The sequence below is a fragment of the Sphaerimonospora mesophila genome (assembly GCF_001417795.1).
Classification (GTDB): Bacteria; Actinomycetota; Actinomycetes; order Streptosporangiales; family Streptosporangiaceae; genus Sphaerimonospora; species Sphaerimonospora mesophila.
Genome location: NZ_BCBX01000037.1, coordinates 231272 through 253615 on the forward strand (window position 1 = coordinate 231272; position 22344 = coordinate 253615).

The following is a 22344-nucleotide window of genomic DNA, read 5'->3' on the forward strand; positions in this document are numbered from 1 at the left end:
GCCTTTCACCGAGTTCTCCGCCACGAGCCGTGACGCTAACACGCGCTGACACACGCTGAGACGGTGCTCGCATGGTGCTGGCACGGCGGACGTGATCGGTCAGGCGTCGATCATGTGAGGGGGCCGCTTCGCCCGGATATCGGCGAGCGCGCGGGTGAAGTCACGTGACGACAGCCAGAGCTTGTACATGATGGCGGCCTCGAAGGCGAGCAGCGGCACCGCCGCGCAGACCGTGACCACGCCGATCATGATCGGGGAGATGAGACCGAGCAGCGGGCCGACGATGAACACCGCCATCTGGAACTCGATGCCGCTCACCAGGTGCGTACGGACGCGACGCGCGCGCAGCCACGTGCGGAAGGGGACGTACCACGCATAGCGCGAATGGAACTCCACCTGCAGGTCGACGGCCTCGGCCGTACGGGCATGGGTCTCGTCGGAGCGCGAGTCGAGGCCCAGGTCCGGATCGTCGCGCAGCGGGGGCTCCGCCGGAGACCGCGGCGGGGCGACCTCGTCGTACGCCGTCCGGAGCGTGCGGCGCATCTGCCGCCGCACCTTCGTCACCTGGAGCGCGTCGACGTAGCGCAGCATGTCGAGGAAGACGACCCCGATGCCGAGGAGCAGGTAGAGGTCCTGGCCGGTCGCCCGATATTGCCCCCACATCAGGGCGAGGGCGCAGGCGAACACGCGGATCCGGTCGAAGACGTAGTCGAGCCAGCCGCCCAGGACGGTCCCCGTGCCCTTGAGCCGGGCGATCTTGCCGTCCACGCAGTCGAGGACGAAGCTCAGGTGATAGAGAACGGCGCCGGCGACCAGCCACACCGGGTCCGCCGTCAGGAAACACCCGGCCGATCCCAGGCCGAGGAGGAACGCTCCCCAGGTGATCTGGTTGGGGCTGATCGAGGTCCGGTTGGCGATGGCGACCACCAGTCGGCTCGCCAGTGGGTCCACAAGGAAGACCGTCCACCAGGCGTCCCGCGCCTTGTAGGTCCGCGACCGAACATCTTCCAAGGTGAACTTCATGCAGACAACCTTCTAAATTTATTCGTGTTTCCAGGCGCAAGCGGTGAATGTCCGCAATATGGTGCCTGTCCCTTTTGTGTACGGACTCTGAAGTGTCACATTTCGTCGTCGTCGTCGACGTCGTCCATGGGATCCCACCCGTTCTCCAGTTCGTCGTCCCAGTTCAGTGCGTGCGAGTCGTCTCCCGGATGGGGGTCGTCGTCGGTCGCGAAAAACGTCGCCAAATGTCCTAAAAGCGGCTTAACCATCGGATTTTACCTCGCGGCTGACTGGAACTCTTGGCAATGCTTGGTGACCCATGCTTATTAACCCATGGAATTCCGTCGTCCGCACCCGATTCTCCGCCCCCCGGGGATCGCGGATGATGGTGTGGCGATCTTCGCGATCGTGACACCATTCGCTCTTCTGGAATGAGCGATGAAGAGCTTTGACCCGACATTCATCGTGTACGCCGTGATCAGCGAGGATGTGCCGCTTATCGTCTTGTCGTCACCATTTTCTTCAGCGTCCACGACCTCGGGGAAGTCTGATGCTCGTCTGTACGGCTGCGGCCAGTCTCATCGCCGTCCTCCTCGCCGGGCCGCCGCCCGCGCCGTCCACACAGGCCGGTCCGAATCCGGCCCGGGCCGGAGGTCTCCGTCCGGCCGGGGCCGTGCTTCCGGTCGGCAACAGACTCCCGCTCGGCAACAGACCCCCGGTGGCCGGCGGTCCGGGGCGCAGCGAGCCCAAGGCTCGCCACATCGTGACGATGGGCAAGGACGGGGTGCGGAAGGAGATCGTCGTCGTCCCGCTGCCGATCGACGCCAGCGGGATGCCGGCCGGGCCGGTGCAGATCCCCGACCTCGGCTTCCAGAACTTCCAGACGACCTCGACGGTGCCGCGGCACAAGGGCGGGCGTAAGACCGCTCCCCAGTGGCGCGACCGGAACTGGGACAGGGCGTGGGAGCAGCGGCGCGAACACAACGGCGAGCACCGGCCACGCGCCAAGCGCGACCGCCGCCATCAGGCGGAGACGGCGAACCCGAAGGCGAAGCGTCAGGCGAAGCATCGCTCCAAGGCACAGCATCATTCCAAGGCACAGCATCATTCCAAGGCACAGCAGCACACGAAGGCACAGCAGCGCTCGAAAGCACGTCGCCGTCCCCGGTGAAGTCCCCGGTGAAGTCACAGGTGAGGTCACAGGTGAACGCGGCGCAGCTCCCGGTGGCGCCCGTCAGGCGGAGGCCAGCCGCGCCCCTTCGGCCACCGGGAAACCCATCGCCGGAGCAGCCGGGACGGGGGTGGTCGTGCGCGCCGGGGCGCCGGCCGCCGCCCGGCTGCGCCCCTGTACGGCCGCGCCGATGGCCGTCGCCGCGATGGCGCTGCCGAGGCCGATGGTCCAGCCCACCGGCCCGAGGGGCCGGCAGCCGAAGAAGGAGCTGACCACGGGGACGGAGACGATCAACCCCAGGACGGCCAGGGACGACAGCGCGGCCACCGTGACGAGCCTGTCCCGGCCGCCGCCCACCAGCGTCTGCATGAGCTGCGCCGCCACGAGCGCGACCAGGCCGATCGTGTCGGCCCGCCCCCGTGTGCCGGTCACCCGGCCCGCCAGCCACGCCGCCGTGGCCGCGCTCGCCGTGACGACGGCGCGCAGATAGATGTCGCGGGTCAGCGACGCCCCCAGGGACGCCTCTGGCCCCTCGGCCAGCAGCCGCTCCGGATCGGTAGCGGCCGGCGGCCGTACGGCGACCGCCATGGCGGGCACCATGTCGGTGAGCAGGTTGACCAGCAGGAGCTGGCGGGCGTTCAGCGCGCTGCGCCCGGCGAGCAGACTGGACCCGACGGTGAAGAGGATCTCCCCGATGTTGCCGCCGAGGAGGATGCTCAGCGAGTCGCGCACCGAGCCCCACATGGCCCGGCCCTCGACGATCGCGTCCACGATGGTCTCGATCCGGTCGTCGGTGACCACGAGATCGGCCGCGCCCCGGGCGGCGGGGGTGGCCTGGGAGCCGAGGGCGATGCCCACCTCGGCCATCCGGATCGCCGGGGCGTCGTTGGCGCCGTCACCGGTCACGGCGACGACCTCCCCGGCCTCCCGCAGGCAGTTGACGATCCGTGCCTTGTGCGCGGGGGTGGCCCGGGCGAAGACCGCGACATCGGGCAGCACCTTGGTCAGCGTCTCGTCGTCGATCGCGTCCAGCTCCGGCCCGGTCATGATCCGCCTGCCGTTCAGCGTGTCGAGTTCGACGGCGATGGCCTCGGCGGTGCTCGGATGGTCGCCGGTGACCATGATGATGCGGACCCCGGCCCGGACCAGCCGTCCGACGCTCTGCGCCGCGGTCGCCCGCACCGGGTCGGCCAGGCCGAGGAAGCCCAGGAAGCACAGGTCGTCGATGCGGGACTCGTCGAGGTCGCGCCGGTCGGAGGCGGGGCGCTGCGCGACGGCCAGCACCCGGTAGCCCTGCCGGGCCAGCCGGTCCACCTCCCGCTCCAGCTCCTGCCGGACGCTCTCGTCGCAGGGGACCTCCACCGAGTCCCGCAGCACCTTCGTGCAGTGGGTGAGCACGATCTCGGGGGCGCCCTTCACGCTCAGCAGGTGCCCCCGCTCGGTACGGCCAAGCACGGCGTGATAGCTCCGGCCGGGCTCGAACGGCATCTCCGCGACCCGCTCCCAGGTCGTCAGCCCCTCCGACGGGGTGACACCCAGGCGGCGCGCCCCGTGGAGTACGGCGCGGTCGGTCGGGTGGGCGATCACCCAGTCGGTGTCCGGCCGAGGCCCCGGGCCCCCGGACTCGGACCGAGGGCTCGCCCGGACCGCGGCGGCGAGGACGCGCCGCAGCCGCTCGTCCGGCGTGTCGACCGACTGGCCGATCCATCCGTCCGACAGATACTGCAGGCTGATGCGCCCCTCGGTGAGCGTCCCCGTCTTGTCGAAGCACAGCACGTTGACCCGGCCGAGCGCCTCGATCGTGGACGGGTTGCGCACGAGCGCCGCCCGCTTCGAGAGCCGCCGTGCCGCCGCCAGCTCAGCGACCGTGGCGATGAATGGGAGCCCCTCGGGTACGGCCGCGACCATGAGACTGACGGCGGGCGTCAGCGCCGCGGCCGGGGGCCTGCCGCGGAGCAGATCGACGGCCAGGAGCAGGGCCCCGGCCCCGATCGACAGCGGCAGGATCCGCCGGCTCAGCGAACGCAGCCGCAGCTCGACTCCGGTGGGCGGGCTCGGCTCCCGGGCGAGCCGCGCGCTGCGCCCCGCCTCGGTCATGTCACCGGTCGCGACGATCACCGCCCGTCCGCTGCCGGCCGCGACCGTCGTGCCCTGATAAACCATGGAATGGCGGTCGGCGACGGCGGCCGCGACGGTCGGCGCCGCCGTCTTCGTGACGAGCTGCGACTCCCCGGTCAGCGTCGACTCGTCGACCTCCAGGCCCACCGCCTTGATGACGCGTGCGTCGGCGGGTACGGCGTCGCCCGCGCGCAGCTCGATCACGTCGCCGGGGGCGAGATCCTCGGTGCCGGCCTCCACGGTCCCCCCCGGCCGGCGCAGCCGTACGTGGATCGCGCTGGCCTCGGTGAGGTTGTGCAGCGCACGGTCGGCCTTGAAGCGCTGCACCCCGCCGAAGAACGCGTCGATCACCATCACGCTGCTGATCATCACCGCGTCCAGGGCCGAGCCGACGAGCGCGGAGATGCCCGCCCCGGCCGCCAGGGCGGGGGTGAGCGGGTTGACCAGCTCCTCGAGGGTGGCCCTGGTCAGCGAGTGCGGCCTGTCGGCTTCCTCCTCCGGCCGCGCCTCGGCCCGGCGGTGTACGGCTTCCGCCTCGTCGAGCCCGTCCGGCGAGGACCCGAGCCGGGACAGCACCTCCTTCGTGGACATCGCGTGCCAGGGCGTGGCGTCCACGGGCAACGGCGCGGGCAGTCGTCCCGCCGCCCGACCCGACCACTCGCCCAGCACGATGGCGGCCGCGGAGATGACGCCGTTGATCAGGGTCGCCCGGCTCAGCGACTTCGCCTCCGGGCCGACGAACGCGAACAGGCCGCCGACGATCGCGCCGGCGATGCCGAGCCGTACGCCGCTCCTGCTGGTGCTCACCGCGCGGGGCAGACAGGTCAGGAACAGGTGCACACCGTGCGGTTCCCCGGCGACGTCCGCGTCCCATGGCACGAGGCCCTTGGCATCGGTGACGCCGACGCCGATGTCGGCCTGGGCGAGCGCGTGAGACGCCCTTCTGGACACCACGGCGACGCAGTGGCCGGCCGCCTGCAGGTCGTACACATGCCGGGCCAGGTCGTCGCCGCCGGGCAGCGTCCGTCCGATCGCGAGCCGCTGCGCCAGCCCGGCGTCGCCGCCGGCGAGCAGCACGGTGCCCGCGGTCTTGGCTGCCGCGACGATGGCCACGGCGAGTGGGTCGATCTCCCGGGCCAGGCCCACGACGGCGATCGGCGTGCCGTTCCTGCGCACCTCGACGGCGCGCAGCCCGCGTTCGCGCCACGTCGGCGCGGCCGTGGCGAGCCGGTCGGCCGCCTCACCGGCGTCATGCGCATCGGTGACGAGCTCGCCGAGATCGGCCAGCGGCCGTACCGACCAGCCCTCGCCGCTCGTCCAGGAGGCGGACGGGTCGGAGAAATCGATCAGGGTGTAGAGGTGAGAGTACAGCTCGTCGGTGTCCACCCCGTCCACGAGGTGTTCGACCCGGTCGATCGTCCAGGCACCCGTGGTCAGCGCGTCCGCGTCGAGGATCACGGTGTCGACGCGGTCCATCTTGCGCAGCGCCTCGGCGTCGAGGACGACCATGTCGCGTCTGCCCAGTGCGCGGCCGATGGCCCCGGAGAACGCGTCCCTGCTCAGGGCGGCCACCTTGGGGGTGGCGGAGATCAGTACGGCCAGGGCGCGCCGGCCGCCCCGGGTGGCGATCCGGGTGACGCCGTAGGCCGCGACCGCCGCGGGGCTGAGCACGTCCGCGTACCGCTCGATCGGCCCGTGCGGCAGGGGGCAGGGCCGCGGCCGGGTGACCGGCCTGATGTGCCGGTACGCCCCGGGCGTGCGGGCCAGCCGCTCCTCCAGCAGCTCCCAGGCGCACCGCCCGGCTTTGGCCTCCACATAGCGGGCGAGCGAGGCCAGGGACTGCACGACCAGCCCGACGGGCCGCAGCGTGAGAGTCTGGGTGACCAGGCCGGCGGTGGTGAACAGGGCGTTCGCGGGGCCCCGCCCCAGCCGGCGGTCGAGCTCCTCGCGGATGGCCGGGGTGGCGTTCACCAGTTGGACCAGGGCGGGCACGGCCGTGGGGAGCCGCGGCAGCCGTACGGCCCGGGCCGCGAAGATCAGCCCGAGCGCGGTCACACCGGAGGCGAACCGGATCGTCGCGCGGGCGTGCTCCTCGACCAGGCGGACCCGTGACTCGTGCGCGCGTTCCTCCTGCGCGTCGAGCTCCGCGACGATCTCCATCAGCCGGTCCTGGTCGACGGCGTCGGGATCGCACGCCACGAAGACGCAGCCCAGGCGGCCGTTGACCTCGGCGTGTTCGATGCCCGGCAGCGCGCCGAGCAGGTCCTCGAGTCGCTCGGCGGCGCCTTCCGTGCCGGGCCCGCCGATCCCGTTCAGGTCGATGCGCAGTCCGCCCGGGCAGACGACCAGGTCTCGGGGGCAGGGGAAGACGTCTCTGAGGGGCGCGGGCAGGACGCCGCGCAGCAGCGTGGCCGACGTCGTGAGCACCTGGGTCAGGATCATCGTTTCGCTCTCCAGCAGAGGTAACCCGGACAGAAGGACCGGCGGGAATGCCGACAGGGGAAAGCGCCGCCGCTACGCCGTGATCGACGTTTCCGCGGCGGTGTCATCCCGGGTTCCGTCCGGTTGGAGAGCGCGGACGACCTTCGCGGTCGGTCGTCCGATCACTCGGATGCATGCCATGTCCCCTCCTCGCGTGAGTCGGGGGGGTTGTCCGAGCTACGTCGTGTCCGGCGAATCGCGCCCTGCTGCGCGTGGGCGGCATTCGTCGGACGCTCCCTAGCGATCGACTCCTTGGTCACGCCGGAGATGACCCAACTCCGGCGTGTGGTTCATATGGTGTTGTGGCCGTTCCTAGCGCTATGGCCGTTCCTGATACTTTCCGGCATCCACCAGGTGGAAACCCCCACGGAGGATCAGGGGTTGCGGGCCACGCCGCCGACGAAGGTGTGGTAGGTGATGCCCCGCTCGACGGGTTCGTCCGGCTCGGGCCGCCACTCGGCCAGCGGCACCAGGCCGGGGTCGAGCAGCTCCCAGTCCCCGAAATAGGCCAGGATCTCGTCGTGGCCGCGCCACCGGCCGGTGCCCAGGTTCTGGTTGAACAGCTTCTCCGCCTGGTAGGCCTGTGCCGACACCTCGGGACGGGCGGGCCCGGGGTTGTGGAAGTGCGAGATCACCAGGTGGCTCCCGCCGGGCAGCAGGGCGCGCAGCCGCGCGGCGATTCCGCCCGGGTCCTCGTCGTCGTTCAGGTGGTGCAGGATGCCCAGGAGCAGCAGCCCGACAGGCTCGTCGAAGTCGATGAGCCGCCGGATCTCGGGGCGGCTCAGGAGATCTTCCGGTTGGCGGATGTCGCCCTGGATGACCGTGGTGGAGTCGTCCCTGGCGAGCAGTGCCCTGCCGTGGACGAGCACCATGGGGTCGATGTCCGCGTAGACGACTTTTGCGCCGGGGGCGACGGCCTGGGCGACCTCGTGCACGTTGCCCTGGGTGGGCAGCCCGGAGCCGATGTCGAGGAACTGCCGGATGCCGACCTCACCGGCCAGGTGCCGTACGGCCCGCCTGAGGAACCCGCGGTTGGCCCGGGCCGCCGCGGGAGCGTCGGGTGCGATCTTCAGGGCCATCTCCGCCACGTGACGGTCGACCGCGAAGTTGTCCTTGCCTCCGAGCATGAAGTCGTAGACGCGCGAGACGCTCGGTGTGGTGCTGTCGATGCCCGGAACAGGGCGGTCCCGTGCGCCCTCGGAGCGGGTCCGGTCGGTCGCGCCGTCATCGTCGGCCATGGTCGTCCCTCATCTCGCCTCGCCGGGTCGCCGGAGATCATGATAAGTCGGTGACCGTCGGCCTATCTGGAGAATTCGACGAACAGCATGACTGGCGCGGTAAACGGGATTCAGAGCCCGCCAGGCGTCCGGTCAGGGGTACGACGAGGCGTTTCTTCAGGTGTGCAGCGCGGCGGCGGGGTCGGCGATCACCTGCCGGATCACCTGACCGGCGGCGCCCAGCGCGGCGGCCTCCGTGCCGAGCCGGGACACGATGACGGGTGGTACGGCACCGCGCATCTGACCGAGGTGGGCCGCGAGCGTCCCGGTGACCGTGTCGGCGAGCCACGGGAAGAGCCGCGCGAAGATCCCGCCGAGGACGATCGTGTCCGGGTCGACGAGGTTGACCGCCGACGACAGGGCGACACCGAGCGCCCAGCCCGCCCGTTCGCAGGCCGCCAGGGCGCGGGAGTCCGTGGCCTCCAGCAGGGAGATCAGTTCCGCGAGGTCCGCGACGGCCGCGGCGGCGAGCAGGGCGTCCTGTCCGGCGTACCGTTCGAGGCACCCTCTCGCGCCGCAGCGGCAGAGCGGGCCGTCGGGGGACACGGCGACGTGGCCCAGCTCCCCGGCGAAGCCGCGTGCGCCCCGGAACAGCCGACCCTGCACCACCAGGCCGGCCCCGATGCCGATCTCGCCGGAGACGTACAGGAAGTCCGGCGGGCCTGCTCCGAACCACAGCTCGCCGAGCGCGGCCAGGTTGGCCTCGTTCTCCACCAGGACCGGAAGCGGCAGCCGCAGCAGCTCTGCCACCGGCACCTCGCGCCAGCCGAGGTTCGGCGCGTTGTGGACGAAGCCGGTGGACAGGTCCACAGGGCCGGGCACCGCCAGGACGCCGCCGACCACGTGCAGCCCTATGTCCACAGCCTCATCCACAGCCTTGACCACCAAATCGCCTAGTGCCGCGATCACGTCCACAGGCTGGGCGGCACGGTTGTCCACAGCCTGTGTACGGCGCAGCCGTACCGAACGGGCGAGATCGACGACACGCACCGAGAGATAGTCGACGTTGATCTCAAGGCCGATGGCGGCGATCCGGTCGCCGCTGATCCGCACCTCCATCCCCGGCCTGCCGCGTTCGCCGTCCCGCACGGTCCCGGCCTCGACCACGAGTCCGGCCTCGATCAGGTCGGCCACGAGCTTGGACACCGTCGTCTTGGTCAGCCCGGTGATCTCCGCGAGCGCGGCGCGTGTGAGCGAACCACGCGCCTCGACCTCGCCGAGGACGAGCGCGAGGTTGCGCGCACGCATCGCGTCATGCCGTACGGCCCGCCCCGTGGTCTGCCCCGTGGCCCGCCCCGTGGTCTGCCCTGTGGCCTGCGTCATCAGGCTGCCCCCTTGACCTATCCGGCTGCGCGTCCGATATTTAGTCCACAACGTAGACTAAATCGGAGGCGCTCCATGTACACCCCCACTCCCGAGGACCGGTTCACGTTCGGGTTGTGGACCGTCGGCTGGCAGGCGCGCGACCCCTTCGGCGACGCCACCCGGGCTCCGCTTGACCCGGTCGAGACCGTGCACCGTCTCGCCGGGCTCGGTGCGTACGGTGTGACCTTCCACGATGACGACCTCCTCGCCGTCGAGTCCGACCGGGCCAAGGCGATCGAGAGCTTCAAGAAGGCCCTGAGCGAGACCGGCCTCAAGGTGCCCATGGCGACCACCAACCTGTTCACCCACCCCGTGTTCAAGGACGGCGGCTTCACCAGCAACGACCGCGACGTCCGCCGCTACGCGCTGCGGAAGGTCATGCGCAATCTCGACCTCGCCGCCGAACTGGGCGCGACGACCTACGTGTGCTGGGGCGGCAGGGAGGGCTCCGAGTCCGATGCCGCCAAGGACGTCAGGGCCGCTCTCGACCGCTACAAGGAGGCCCTCGACCTCCTCTGTCAGTACGTTATCGACAAGGGCTACGACATCCGCTTCGCCCTGGAGCCGAAGCCGAACGAGCCGCGTGGCGACATCCTGCTGCCGACCATCGGTCACGCCCTCGCCTTCATCAACGGGCTCGAACACCCCGAGCGGGTGGGCCTCAACCCCGAGGTCGGCCACGAGCAGATGGCCGGGCTCAACTTCGTGCACGGCATCGCCCAGGCGTTGTGGCACGGCAAACTGTTCCACATCGACCTGAACGGTCAGAACGGCATCAAGTACGACCAGGACCTGATCTTCGGCCACGGCGACCTGAAGAGCGCGTTCTTCCTGGTCGACCTGCTGGAGAACGGCGGCTACGAGGGCCCCCGCCACTTCGACTACAAGCCGCTCAGGACCGACGACAGCGAGGACGTGTGGGCGTCGGCCGCCGCCAACATGCGGACCTACCTGATCCTCAAGGAGAAGTCCAAGGCGTTCCGTGCCGACCCCGAGGTCCAGGAGGCGCTCGCCGCCAGCCGGGTCGCCGAGCTGGCCCAGCCGACCCTGGCCGAGGGGGAGAGCCTCGACGACCTGATCGCCGAGTCCTTCGACGTGGAGGCGGCGGCCGAGCGCGGCTTCCACTTCACCAGGCTGAACCAGCTCGCCCTGGAGCACCTGCTCGGCGTGCGCGGCTGAGGAGGGGCGTCGTGACGTTGGTCGCCGGGGTCGACTCCTCGACCCAGAGCTGCAAGGTCGTGATCCGCGACGCGGAGAGCGGGGCCCTCGTACGGGAGGGCCGGGCGCGTCATCCCGACGGCACCGAGGTCCACCCCGATCACTGGTGGACGGCCCTTCAGACGGCGATCGAGGAGGCGGGCGGCCTCGACGACGTCGCGGCCCTCGGCGTCGCCGCCCAGCAGCACGGCATGGTCTGCCTCGACGAGGACGGCCAGGTCGTGCGGCCCGCCCTGCTGTGGAACGACACCAGGTCGGCGAAGGCCGCCGCCGACCTGGTGACCGAGCTCGGCGGCCCGGACATGTGGGCCGAGGCCGTCGGCAGCGTCCCGGTGGCCTCGTTCACGGTCACCAAGCTGCGCTGGCTGGCCGAGCACGAGCCCGACAACGTCCGGCGCACGCGCACGGTGTGCCTGCCGCACGACTGGCTCACCTGGCGCCTGGCCGGCCGGCCCGCCGTGATCACGACCGATCGCGGCGACGCCTCCGGCACCGGCTACTGGTCGCCCATCACCGGGACCTACCGGCCCGACCTGCTCGAACTCGCCCTGGGCGGCATCGCCGCCCCCGAGGTGCCCCGCGTGCTGGGCCCGACGGAACAGGCGGGCACGGCACGGGTGGAGACTGCGGGCGATCTGCTGCTGGCCCCCGGCACCGGGGACAACATGGCGGCGTCGCTGGGCGTCGGGATGCGGCCGGGCGACGTCGTCGTCTCGATCGGCACGTCCGGTACGGCCTTCGCCGTCGTGGACACTCCGTACCGCGACGCCTCCGGAGCGGTCGCCGGGTTCGCGGACGCGACGGGGCGTTATCTCCCGCTCGTCTGCACGATGAACGCGGCGAGGGTGCTGGAGGCGACGGCCCGCATGCTCGGCGTCACCTACGACGGGCTCAGCGAGCTCGCCCTGCAGGCTCCGCCCGGTGCCGACGGGCTGGTGCTCGTGCCGTACCTGGAGGGCGAGCGCACCCCGAACCTGCCCGAGGCCACCGGCTCGCTGCACGGGCTCACCCCGTCGACGGCCACCCCGGCGCACCTGGCCAGGGCGGCGGTCGAGGGCATGCTGTGCGGCCTGGCCGACGCCCTCGACGCGCTCGGGCTGGAGCCGGGCCGGGTGCTGCTCATCGGCGGCGGCGCCCGCTCGGAGGCCGTACGCCGCATCGCGCCCACCGTCTTCGGCCGGCCGGTGCTCGTGCCGGAACCGGGGGAGTACGTCGCGGACGGCGCGGCGCGGCAGGCCGCGTGGCTGCTGGCGGGCGGGTCGGAGCCCCCGGCGTGGAAGACGGGCGAGACCGCGAGCTACGAGGCGGAGCCCGCGATCGGTCTACGCGACCGCTACCGGGAGACCGCCGCTCGCGCCTGAGCCGGGACGGCCGCTTCATCGCATTTCAGGGGGTGCGGTGAGGCGGCCGTCTCTTCATCGGCGGATGTGACCCTGAGATGACCCTGACGTGGCATCGGGGATGATTACGCGTTGTCCCGGATACCACCGCCGTGCCGTACGGATGACCATTGGAACATGGTCAAGAGGCTTTATCCCGTGGTCGCCTTCGGCGGCATCCTGATCGCGTCGATCTCGGTCGTCGCGGCTCAGCTGAACGGGACGGCCGCGCTGGATCCGGTCGCGGCGTCGCTCACCGAGCAGGCGGCGGCCGACGGCGGCGTGGTCAGGTGGGCGCTGGGGACGCTCGGCCTGGCCTCGCTGGCGCTGCTCGCCGGGATGCGCGCCGTACGGGCGCCCATCGACGGCTGGCCCGCGCGGCTGATGGGCGTCTGGGCCTGGGTGTTGATCGCCGCGGCGGTCGTGCCAGCGGTACGGCCAGGCCTGACCTGGGTCGCCGGGGCCGGCCGTTTTCTGTCGCTGGTCGCTTTCGTCTGCGTACCGGTGGCGGCGGCGCAGATGGTGGGCCGGTTCGAAGGGGACGAGCGGTGGCGGGGGATCGCTCGTCCCCTCGAATGGCTCGCGCTCGCGGCGGGGCTCGGCCTGGCCGCGCTCACCTATGTGGCTCTTCCCGGACACGGCGTCATGATCGGGCTGGTGGAGCGGCTGCTGCTCACGAGCGAGGTGATGATCTTCGCACTGCTCGCCTGGCAGCTGCTGCGCATGACCTACGGCCCTGCCGTACGGACCCTGTCCGGCAATCTGTCCGGCAGCCTGTCGGTCGGCAGGTTCTCGTACGTGCGCGTCCTGGCCTACCAGGGCTCGCCGTGGTCCAGAAGGCGTGCGAGCCGTACCGAATGGGTGTCGGAATCGAGCCCCCTGATCTCCGTCCAGGCGTCTTCATTGCAGGCGTCTTCATTGCAGGCGTCTTCATTGCAGGCGTCGTCGTGTCAGGTCCGCAGATAGCCAGGTCCGCAGATAGCCGGGGCTGGAGGGTGGGGCCCCGGAGACAGGTGGGCCCGGGGTGACGGTGTGACGGATTGAACTGTCCGATCGGTCAGAACTGGCCGATCGGACAGTTATCGTTGGATCCATGGCACGTTCCGCTACCCCGATGCGCGAGGACATCCTGGAGTCGGCGGCCCGGCTGTTCGCCACCCGAGGGTTTCGCGGCACGTCTCTGCAGGACATCGCCTCGGACGTGGGCTGCGCCAAGGCGTCGTTGCTGTACCACTTCAGGAACAAAGACGCGATCTTGGCTGAGCTGCTCGCGCCGGCGGGGCGGGAGCTGGCCGAGCTCGCTGATCGCCTCGCGCCGCTGGACGGCGACGAGGCCGCCCGGGCGGCGGTCGCCGGTCTCGTCGAGCTGTCGCTCGGCTTCCGGCGGCAGGTCAAGATCCTCCTGCAGGACGTCGACGTCATGATCAACCGTCCGGAGCTGCCGGGTTTGAACGAGAGCATCGAGCGGCTGGTCGATTCGCTGGCCGGCCGTTCCGATGCCCCGGAAGCCCGGGTGCGGGCCTGGATGGCGCTGGTGGCCGTCCCCCTGACGACCGCCACCGGCCTCCCCGTGCCCGATGAGACGCTGCGCGCCGAGCTGACCCGTGGCGCGCTGCGTACGCTCGACCGCCCCCTCGACTGACCTCTCGAGAAAGGGACTCTGTTCCCCATGGCAACCTTGCTGTACCGGCTGGGCCGGTTCTCCTTCCGCAGGCGGGGGCGCGTCGCCGCCGTGTGGCTGCTGTTGCTGGTGCTGCTGGGCGGGGCGGTCGCCGCCTTCAGCGGCTCGACCACCGACAAGTTCGTCATGCCCGGCACCGAGTCGCAGCGGGCTCTGGACGCGCTCGCCAAGGAATTCCCCCAGGCCAGCGGTGCCACCGGCACCATCGTCATCGCCGCGCCCGAGGGCCGGAAGCTGGACCCGGCCGCCGTCGCGCCCGTGATGAAGGAGGCCGCCGAGATCCCCGGTGTCCTCGCGGCCATGGATCCGTTCCAGACCGGCGCTGTCTCCCCGGACGGCCGGTACGCCCTGGTCCAGGTGCAGTTCGAAGGCAGGCTGCAGGACATCACCGAAGCCCAGCGCGAGGCCTACCTGAGGGTCGGATCCGGCGTGAGCGAGCTGCGGGTGGAGCACGGTGGCGAGGTGATGATCACCGCGCCCGAAGTGGGCGGGTCGGAAGGCATCGGCGTCCTGATCGCCGCCGTGGTGCTGATCGTCACCTTCGGCTCGCTGGTGGCCGCCGGCATGACGCTGTTGAACGCGCTGATCGGGGTCGGCGTCGGCATGGCCGGCCTGTACGCGCTCAGCGGCGTCGTCGAGCTCACCTCCGTCACGCCGGTGCTGGCGTTGATGCTCGGCCTGGCCGTCGGCATCGACTATTCGCTCTTCATCACCTCCCGCTACCGCCAGTTCGTGGCCGAGGGCATGGATCCCGGTGAGGCCGCCGGCCGGGCGACCGGCACCGCGGGATCGGCCGTGGTCTTCGCGGGAGCCACCGTGGTGATCGCGCTCGCCGGGCTGTCGATCGTCGGCATCCCGTTCCTGAGCACCATGGGCCTGGCCGCCGCCGGCACCGTGGCCATCGCCGTGCTGGTCGCCATCACCCTGCTGCCCGCCTTCCTGTCGTACGGCGGCGCCCGCGTGCTGCCGCGCAAGCAGCGCAACGGCGGGGGGAACGGCGGGGGTACGGACGCGGACCGCAAGGGCTTCGGTTACACCTGGGGACGGATCGTCACCCGGCTGCGCGTGCCGATCCTGCTGGCCGGGGTCGTCGCCCTGGGCGCGCTGACGCTCCCGGCCCAGGATCTGCGCCTGGCCCTTCCCGACGCAGGCTCCGCGGCTCCTGGCTCCGCCGAGCGCAGGGCGTACGATTTGACCAGCGAAGGGTTCGGCGAGGGATTCAACGCCCGCCTGATCGCCGTGGTCTCCGCCGCCGACGCGCAGGCCACCACGGCGGCAGCGGGTCAGGCCGCCCAGCTGATCCAGCAGACCGAGGGCGTGCTGGCCGTCACTCCGCCGCAGCCCAATGCCACGGGTACGACAGCGCTGCTGACCATCATCCCCAAGGCCGGCCCCACCGACGCGGCCACCGAGAACGCCGTGCACGACATCCGCGCCAAGGTCGCCGCCATCAAGGGCGCGGAGATCGCGGTGACGGGCGCGACAGCCGTCGGCATCGACGTCTCCGACAAGCTCGCCGACGCCATGCCGGTTTACCTGCTGCTGGTGGTCGGCCTGTCGGTGCTGCTGCTGATGCTGGTCTTCCGCTCGATCCTGGTGCCGATCAAGGCGGCGCTGGGCTTCCTGCTCACGGTCGGCTCGACCTTCGGCATCACGGTGGCGATCTTCCAGCAGGGCCACCTCGCCGATCTGGTCGGTCTGGACGTGCCGGGCCCGCTGGTCAGCTTCCTGCCGATCCTGCTGATCGGCATCCTGTTCGGGCTGGCCATGGACTACGAGGTGTTCCTGGTCTCCCGGATGCGCGAGGACTTCGTCCACGGCGACACCGCTCAGCAGGCCACGATCAACGGCATGGGACACAACGCCAGGGTCGTCACCGCCGCCGCGCTGATCATGGCCGCCGTGTTCGGCGGGTTCGTGTTCATGGACGACCCGATCATCAAGTCCATGGGCTTCGCACTGGCCATCGGCGTGCTCATCGACGCCTTCGTGGTCCGCATGACCCTGGTTCCTGCGGTGATGTCCATGCTCGGCCGCGTGGCCTGGTGGCTGCCGCGTCCCCTGGACCGGGTGCTGCCCAACCTCGATGTCGAGGGTGAACGCCTGCGCCGGCACCTCGCGGACGAACAGACACTCGAAGCGGTGTGAAGGGCGACGGGGTGAGGAGCTGAGCCAAGCCGCGGCGGCCGGTCCCGCCAGGCCTCAGACCAACGGAGAAGGGTTGTCCGGGGCCTGTGCCGGCGGCGGATTGATCGCCGAGACGTCCGCCTGAGATTTCGTCGCGGCTTTGGCACCGGCGATGTCGGATCGACGTAGCACGAACATCATGACCAGAGCGAGCAGACTCGGCCCCGTCATCATGGACGCCAGCCATGGTTGGTCGTTCGTCCCGAGGACGACCGCGGCCGCGAGCATGCCGACGGAGATGACGAACCCGGCGACAAGACCGCATATGTACAGCTGGTGCGTGCGACGCTCCTTCGCTTCTCGCCGTTCGGCTTCGAGTCTTGCCATGCGGAAGGCGTGCTCTCGCTGGAGCTCGGGTTCGAGAGCCTTCAGAGCGGCTTGGAGGTGCTCCGACGGAAGCTGCCCCCACTGGAGGGCGATCTCCAGTCCGGTCAGCGGTCGCTCCTGTGCTGACGTCATCTGGCCGCTCCCCCGTCTCCGTCGATCGGACCGGACCTGTGGGCATCGAGACTGTCGGGTGGCGGCCCGAGCCGGTGGAACAGCCGGTCGAGGCCGTTGGCGATGGTCGCGGCCGCGATGGGCGCATGCTGATCGTTCACGACGTTCAGCAGCCCGATAGACGGACTCGACGGTGATAGAACGGCGACGGCGTCCTTCGGATCGGGCGGGATCGCGTCAAGAGGAGGTCGGTACAGCCAGGGAAAGGCCAGGAACGCCTCCTGAGCGGCGCTGTTCCAGGAGTTCCAGGCAAGCATGATCTCCAACGCGGTCTTCTCGTGCCAGGGCGGCCGCTCCTGATCCGTCAGCCCCATCTCCTTGGCCAGACGGCGAAGCTTTTTCGCGTCTGCTCGTGACAGTGGAGGCAATGCTCCGGCATCGACGGCGAGCCTTTCGACAGGTATCCCGCGTACTCGTTTTCCGCGCGGCCGTTCTCTCTCAGGACCTCTCTCAGGACCTCTCTCTGCGCCTCTCCCTGCGCCTCTCCTTGGGCCGGACGTCGCGTCACTCGAGCGGGGCTGTTCCTGGGAGGCGGCCGCCGGGTCTCCGGCGCCGTTGGCGGACTCCACCGTCGTGGGTGTGGTGGTCGGCCTCTGCGTGAAGTCGGGTGTGAGGCTGCCGCGCGCGTCGCGGAACTCGTGCCGCTGGACGAGGGCGAGCACCTTCTCGTAGTTTCCCGGCCGCTGCATCAGCTTGACGGTGACCGGCAGACACTCGATGACCAGGAACAGCAGGAACAGCAGCAGCCGGGTGGCGCTGAGGGCCGGGTCCGTGCCGGTCACCTCGTTGAGCGCCTGAACCCGGATCAGCACGCCGTCGGCGGCGAGGTTCTCCGCGTCGAAGGACGCCCGCAGGTCGGCCTGCCGCTTGAGGGCGGCGTCGAGTTCCGCCCGCGTCTTCGGCAGCGCCTCCTGCGCGTCGGCCAGCCGGGTGGGCTTGGCCGCCTCGTCGTTCTGGGCGAGCTCTTTCTTGCGCTGCTCGATCTGCCGGTTGAGTTGGGCGATGCGCTGCTTGTTCGTCTCGTACGCACGTTTGCTGTACTGGGCGAGCGAACCGTCGGCCGTCTTCGGGCAGGACGGCCCCCCGTAAAGCTGGCACTGCCATTCCTTGTAGTGCCTTTCGGCCTGGTTCTGCTCGTTCGCCCGATCCTGGGTAAGGGCCTTGATCTTCGGGTCCTGCGCGGGATCGGTGGGAACGTAGCCGCCGGAGGCGATGACCTTCTCCAGGTCCGCCACCTCTTCGCGGAGCCGGGCGACGTCCTTGCCCACGTCACCCTGCTTCTGCTGCGCGGCGAACAAGTCGGCACGATGCTGCTTGATCTCCACCATTTGCGCGTCGATTTCGCCCTTGAAAATCTGCAGCACCAACGGAGTGGAGATCACAAAACCGAGCAGTAGCGCCATGAGAAATCGCGGCAGGGCCGTGAACAGGCGGTGGCGGAGCGACGCGTCCGCGTGGAGCGTGCTGACCAGCCATCGGTCGAGGCTCAGGATCGCCAGCCCCCACAGGAGGCTCGCCACGATGGCCAGGAAGAGGTTGACCCCGAGCGCGCTGTTCAGGGCGAACGTCATGGAGACGACCGCGAGGACGCTCGTGGTGAGGACGGCGCCTCCGATGCCCTCGAATTTTCCGTACTCGGTCGGACAGCGTTCCAGAACCTCGGGCCGCGCCCCGGACAGGGCGATCAGAAAACGCCTCACGCTTCTCCTCGTGAATGGAGAGCCCTCGTGGCGCGCCAGTGCGTCACCGGCCCCCTTGACTGCGGCCATCGTAGTTGTTCTGCCGACTATGGAAAGAGGAGTTGCTTCAGTGCCTACAACAAGTTGGCCTATTTCAGGATATGGCCAATTTGGGCGTTTGGGGCTAAATGGAATTAGTGCGACAGTGTTGTCTGATTTTGATCATCCGGTGATGGGGTGAATGCGACTCTTGCGACATCGGGCAGATATGGTGCGGTAGGGCATTTACTTCTCGTAATTTCTTTGAAATTCGTGGATCGAGCTGTTGCTATTCCTGAGTTGTCCATGAAAGAATTACGACAGGCGTTCGAATGATGGAGTCGGAGGAGGGATCGATGAAGCCGACGGCGTGGCAGACGCAGCCTGCGGATCGGCTCGATCCGTCTCTTTCGCTTTCCCATGCCGAGCCCATGCTGGGTCCGCGGTGGTGGGCCGCGGTGAAGGCTGAGGCACAGGCCCGTGCTGCCGCCCGTGCTCGGGGCGGATCGGTGAGCACCGCGCTGTGGTGCGATTGGCCCGACTGGCTTGCCACCGTCCCCGGCCCGCCCTCGGATGCCGCATTCTCAGACGGAGTGGTCGGGAGCGGCGTGTCTCGGAGCGGCGTGCCCGGGAACGGTGTGCGCCCAGGAGAACGTGAAGGCGACACGCGCAGCGGCGGCGTGAGCGCTCCTGTGTCCGCTGGTGCGGCTCGTACGGCCGACGTTCCCCAGGCGCGCATCGATGGCCGTGATCACGATGCTCTTCGGCGTGTCCGGGAGGCTGCGGATGTCCCTTCCGGTGGCTCCTTCAGTGGCTCCTCGAATGGCTTTTCCGATGATGCTCCGGGCGCTTCCGGAGGCGGCAGCTCGGGTGATGCTCCGGGCGCTTTTAGGGGTGGCGTCTCGGGTGATGCTCCCAGCGGTGTCCTGGACGGCCCCGCAGCTGGTGCTTCAAGCGGTCCCGTGGACGGTTCTCCGGGTGACTCCTCAGGTGATCCTTCCGGTGCTGCGACGGTCGGCCCTCCGGGTGATGCTCCCAGTGGTGTCCCGGGCGGTTCCCCGGGTGATGCTTCGGATGCTTTTGAGGGCGGCGCCTCGGGTGTCCCTGCAGAGGGGTCCCCGGGCGGTTTTCCGGGTGGTTCTTCGGGTGGTCTGAGCGGTGCGTGTGCGGCGGATTCCGCGGGCGTGGTCGGGGTTGAGGATCTTTCGTGGCCGTTGGTGAGCCAGGTGCGGGAGGCCGCGCTGGCGTTGGCGGTGACGGCGCTGCCGGGCTCTGCGGAGGTGTGTCTGGCGCAGGTGGAGGAGTTGGCGTTCGCGCGGGATCGGCTGGAGGCGGCGATCGCCCTACGGGCCGCGCGGGTGCACGCGGCCGGGGCGGCCCGCCCGGCCGGGCATGCCTCGACGCGGACGTGGTTGCGGTCGGTGTGCGGGATGAGCCGCCGGACGGCCTACCGCACCGTCGCCCTGGGCGTCGAACTGGCACGCCTGCCCGACGTACGGGCACGGTACGCCGCCGGGAACCTGACCGAGGCGGTGGTGGCGGCGATCTGCGCGGCCACCACCGGGCTCGGTGATGAGGACGCGGCCAAGGCCGAGACGATCCTTGTGGAGCTGGCCGATTGCGCCGGGCCGCAGGAGATCGCCAAAGCGGGACGGTATCTGCGGGCGGTCCTGGACCCCGGCGGGGAGGTCAAGGACGCCGCCGCCGACTACGACGCCCGGTTCCTGCTGTTGCGGGAGACCGAGAGCGGTGGGGTGGAGGGGGAGTTCCGTCTGCCGCGGGAGGCTGCCGCCCGGCTACGGACCCTTTTGGACGCCTACGCCAAACCCACGGCCCAGGGAGATGACCGGCCGCTTCGAGTCCGTAACGCCGACACGCTGATCGCACTTTTGGAGCAGCAGATCACCACCGAACTCCTGGTGTTGATCAACGCCGAATCCCTCCCCGACGACCCCACCCCCCACGACTCCGAACACGGCGCCGCCCCCGGGCAATCCACCCACCACAGCACCACTCCCCGCGACGCCACTCCCGGCGACGCCGCACCTGGCGACGCCGCACCTGGCGACGCCGCACCTGGCGATGTCGCGCCCGAAGACGGCACCTCCGAGGGCACCACGTCCGGTGACACCGTTCCTGATGACGCCACTCCCGGCGGCACCGCGTCTGACGACGTCACTCCCGGCAAGACCGCGCCCGACGACACTGCGCCTGGTGATACCACGCCCGACGGCACCATGGCTGGTGACACCGTGCCCGACAGCACCGTGCCTGATGTCACCGAGGGCACCATGCCCGGCGGCACCATGCCCGAGGGCACCGTGCCTGAGGACACCGCGCCCGGTGACGCCGTCCGGAGCGACGGCCCGGCACATGCGACCGGCAAAGGAACCGGCCCGGAAACCGGCGAGGACGCCGGTAACGACCTCGATCCTGATCACCCTCCCGGCATCGCTTCTGTGCCCGCGCCCGCCCCCGAATCCACTCCCGCTCCCGAGCCTGCTCCTGGATTCTTTCCCGAGGCCGACCGCAGAGACGACCCCGGAGACCCCGGCAGAGGTGACCTCGGCGACCCCGGCGGAGGCGATCCCGGCAGGAGCGATCCCCGTGGGGGCGTGGACCCCCGGGGTGCGACTTCCAGGAGCACAGGCTTCCGCTTCTGGAGCGTCGACGGCGGCTTCGGGGACAGCGGACCCGAGGCCGGGGACTGGCGGTGGCAGTCGGTGCTGCGCACCCTGCCCGGGCTGCTGCTGTCCACCGGACACCTGCTGCCCATCACCGACATCCACCGCCTGGCCCGCACCTCCACCCTCGTCCGCCTGGTGATGAACACCGAGGGGCAGGTCCTGGACATGGGCCGCAAAGTCCGCCTGGCCACCCCCGCCCAACGCCGCGCCATCGCCGCCCGCTACGACACCTGCATGGTGAAAGGCTGCCCCCTCCCCGCGAGCATGTGCCAAGTCGACCACCTCGACAACTGGAGCGAAGGCGGCCACACCGACCTGGCCAGACTCGGCCCCATGTGCCAGCACCACAACCGCGACCGCTACCTGCACCCCGACCGCTACCAACGCCGCAAGATCGGCCCCGACCGCTGGGAGTTCATCTACATCGGCCCCTCCCGTGCTGGGACACGTGGCGTACGGCCTTTCGGGTTCGAGAGGACCGTAGCCAGGACCCCCTCCCCGGTAGGGGAAGGGCGAGCGCATCCTGAGGGGGCCGCACCCCCTGAAGGGCCAGCCCCTGAAGAGGTAGCAGTCCCTGAAGAGACAGGGGCTCCCGAGGGGCGAGGGCTTCGGGGCGAAACGGAGGCGGGGTCTACCGCTGCGCGGCGGTCAGCATCTTGAGTGCGTGTTCGACGAGCGTGACGAGCACGACCTTGGCGGAGGCGCGTCGCCGTACGTCACAGAGCAGCACAGGTACGTCGGGATCGAGGTCGAGAGCGATCCGTACGTCCTCGGGCTCGTGGCTTTCGGCGCCGTCGAAGCAGTTCACGGCGACGATGAAGGGGGTGCCGCGCTGCTCGAAATAGTCGATCGACGGAAAACAGTCCGTGAGGCGACGGGTGTCGGCCAGCACGACAGCCCCCAGGGCGCCGTAAGACAGCTCATCCCACATGAACCAGAAACGTTCCTGGCCGGGCGTGCCGAACAGGTAGACCACCAGGCCTTCCCTGATGGTGATCCGGCCGAAGTCCATCGCCACGGTCGTGGTGGTCTTCCCCTCCACGCCGTCGGTGTCGTCCACGCCGACGCCACGATCGGACAGCACCTCCTCGGTGCGCAGCGGGCGGATCTCACTGATCGCCCCGACCAGCGTGGTCTTTCCGACACCGAATCCGCCGGCCACGAGGATCTTGAGGGCGACCGGCTCCTCAGAGGGCGCGAAGGCCATTGATCACTTCCTTGAGAATGCGCTCGCTGGGCAGCGGCGCCACCTTGACCGGGGACCGTACGTTGATCAGTCCCAGGTCGTGGAGATCCCCGAGTAGTACGCGGACCACGCCGAGCGGCAGGCCCACCTCGGACGCGATGTCCGCCACCGAGGCACCGTGGTCGGCGATCTCCAGGATTCGCCGCTGTTCGGGCCCGATGCTCGAGTCGTCCCCCGTCGGCTCACGGGTGGCGGTAACCATGGCGATCAGATCGAAGTCGTCGCCGGAGGACCGGGTGCGGCCTCCTGTCAGCGCGTACAGCCGGACGAACTGGCCGGCCTCTTCGTCAATCCACTTGGGTTCCGTCATGTGGCC

Annotated in this window: 16 protein-coding genes; 7 read left to right on the plus strand and 9 right to left on the minus strand. The window is 70.0% G+C overall.

Going from position 1 to position 22344, the window contains the following annotated elements:
• Positions 1 to 99: 99 nt before the first annotated feature.
• On the minus strand, positions 100 to 1023 hold the full coding sequence (locus AP234_RS18835; protein ID WP_055480975.1) for a CDP-alcohol phosphatidyltransferase family protein: 924 nt from the start codon (positions 1021 to 1023) through the stop codon (positions 100 to 102).
• Between the two features lie 95 nt (positions 1024 to 1118).
• Positions 1119 to 1247 (minus strand): hypothetical protein, encoded by a 129-nt coding sequence (locus tag AP234_RS39230; RefSeq protein ID WP_268778067.1) that lies wholly within the window; start codon positions 1245 to 1247, stop codon positions 1119 to 1121.
• Positions 1248 to 1552: 305 nt separating this feature from the next.
• Here AP234_RS39230 and AP234_RS18840 point away from each other — a divergent pair, with 305 nt between their 5' ends.
• Entirely contained in the window at positions 1553 to 2173 is a 621-nt protein-coding gene (locus tag AP234_RS18840) for a hypothetical protein (RefSeq protein WP_055480976.1), read from the plus strand.
• A 63-nt stretch (positions 2174 to 2236) separates the two neighbouring features.
• Here the strand turns inward: AP234_RS18840 and AP234_RS18845 are convergent, their stop codons facing one another.
• From AP234_RS18845 to AP234_RS18855, 3 genes are all read right to left on the minus strand, one after another.
• Positions 2237 to 6733 carry a cation-translocating P-type ATPase gene (locus tag AP234_RS18845; protein ID WP_055480977.1) on the minus strand — a complete coding sequence of 1499 codons (4497 nt, stop codon included), beginning with the start codon at positions 6731 to 6733 and terminating at the stop codon, positions 2237 to 2239.
• Positions 6734 to 7146: 413 nt separating this feature from the next.
• Positions 7147 to 8010, minus strand: a complete 864-nt coding sequence (locus tag AP234_RS18850) for an SAM-dependent methyltransferase (RefSeq protein WP_063842983.1) — start codon at positions 8008 to 8010, stop codon at positions 7147 to 7149.
• Between the two features lie 156 nt (positions 8011 to 8166).
• The gene (locus tag AP234_RS18855; protein ID WP_055480978.1) at positions 8167 to 9372 is read right to left on the minus strand and encodes an ROK family protein; all 1206 of its coding nucleotides are present in this window, start codon (positions 9370 to 9372) and stop codon (positions 8167 to 8169) included.
• Positions 9373 to 9447: 75 nt separating this feature from the next.
• Here AP234_RS18855 and xylA point away from each other — a divergent pair, with 75 nt between their 5' ends.
• The 5 genes from xylA (at position 9448) to AP234_RS18880 (ending at position 15840) form a co-directional block, all read left to right on the plus strand.
• Positions 9448 to 10593 (plus strand): xylose isomerase, encoded by a 1146-nt coding sequence (gene xylA, locus AP234_RS18860; protein ID WP_055480979.1) that lies wholly within the window; start codon positions 9448 to 9450, stop codon positions 10591 to 10593.
• Between the two features lie 11 nt (positions 10594 to 10604).
• Entirely contained in the window at positions 10605 to 11993 is a 1389-nt protein-coding gene (xylB, locus tag AP234_RS18865; RefSeq protein WP_055480980.1) for a xylulokinase, read from the plus strand.
• 156 nt (positions 11994 to 12149) lie between these two features.
• Positions 12150 to 12977, plus strand: coding sequence for a DUF998 domain-containing protein (locus AP234_RS18870; protein WP_063842984.1), 828 nt, complete (start codon positions 12150 to 12152; stop codon positions 12975 to 12977).
• A 127-nt stretch (positions 12978 to 13104) separates the two neighbouring features.
• Entirely contained in the window at positions 13105 to 13653 is a 549-nt protein-coding gene (locus AP234_RS18875) for a TetR/AcrR family transcriptional regulator (protein WP_055480981.1), read from the plus strand.
• 27 nt (positions 13654 to 13680) lie between these two features.
• Positions 13681 to 15840, plus strand: coding sequence for an MMPL family transporter (locus tag AP234_RS18880; RefSeq protein WP_055480982.1), 2160 nt, complete (start codon positions 13681 to 13683; stop codon positions 15838 to 15840).
• 54 nt (positions 15841 to 15894) lie between these two features.
• On the opposite strand, the gene AP234_RS18885 is transcribed toward AP234_RS18880, so the two are convergent.
• The gene (locus AP234_RS18885) at positions 15895 to 16338 is read right to left on the minus strand and encodes a hypothetical protein (protein WP_055480983.1); all 444 of its coding nucleotides are present in this window, start codon (positions 16336 to 16338) and stop codon (positions 15895 to 15897) included.
• Positions 16335 to 18077 carry a DUF4407 domain-containing protein gene (locus AP234_RS18890; protein ID WP_055480984.1) on the minus strand — a complete coding sequence of 581 codons (1743 nt, stop codon included), beginning with the start codon at positions 18075 to 18077 and terminating at the stop codon, positions 16335 to 16337. The genes AP234_RS18885 and AP234_RS18890 overlap by 4 nt, the downstream gene beginning before the upstream one ends.
• A gap of 1235 nt (positions 18078 to 19312) precedes the next feature.
• On the opposite strand from AP234_RS18890, the gene AP234_RS18900 reads away from it, so the two are divergent.
• Positions 19313 to 21442: an HNH endonuclease gene (locus AP234_RS18900; RefSeq protein WP_268778070.1), complete on the plus strand. Its 2130-nt coding sequence runs from the start codon at positions 19313 to 19315 to the stop codon at positions 21440 to 21442.
• On the opposite strand, the gene AP234_RS18905 is transcribed toward AP234_RS18900, so the two are convergent.
• Both AP234_RS18905 and AP234_RS18910 read right to left on the minus strand, forming a co-directional pair.
• Positions 21414 to 21989: a GTP-binding protein gene (locus AP234_RS18905; RefSeq protein WP_055480987.1), complete on the minus strand. Its 576-nt coding sequence runs from the start codon at positions 21987 to 21989 to the stop codon at positions 21414 to 21416. The genes AP234_RS18900 and AP234_RS18905 overlap by 29 nt on opposite strands.
• Complete coding sequence (locus AP234_RS18910) at positions 21970 to 22338, minus strand: DUF742 domain-containing protein (RefSeq protein ID WP_055480988.1); 369 nt, start codon at positions 22336 to 22338, stop codon at positions 21970 to 21972. Before AP234_RS18910 ends, AP234_RS18905 begins: the two co-directional genes overlap by 20 nt.
• Positions 22339 to 22344: the final 6 nt, after the last annotated feature.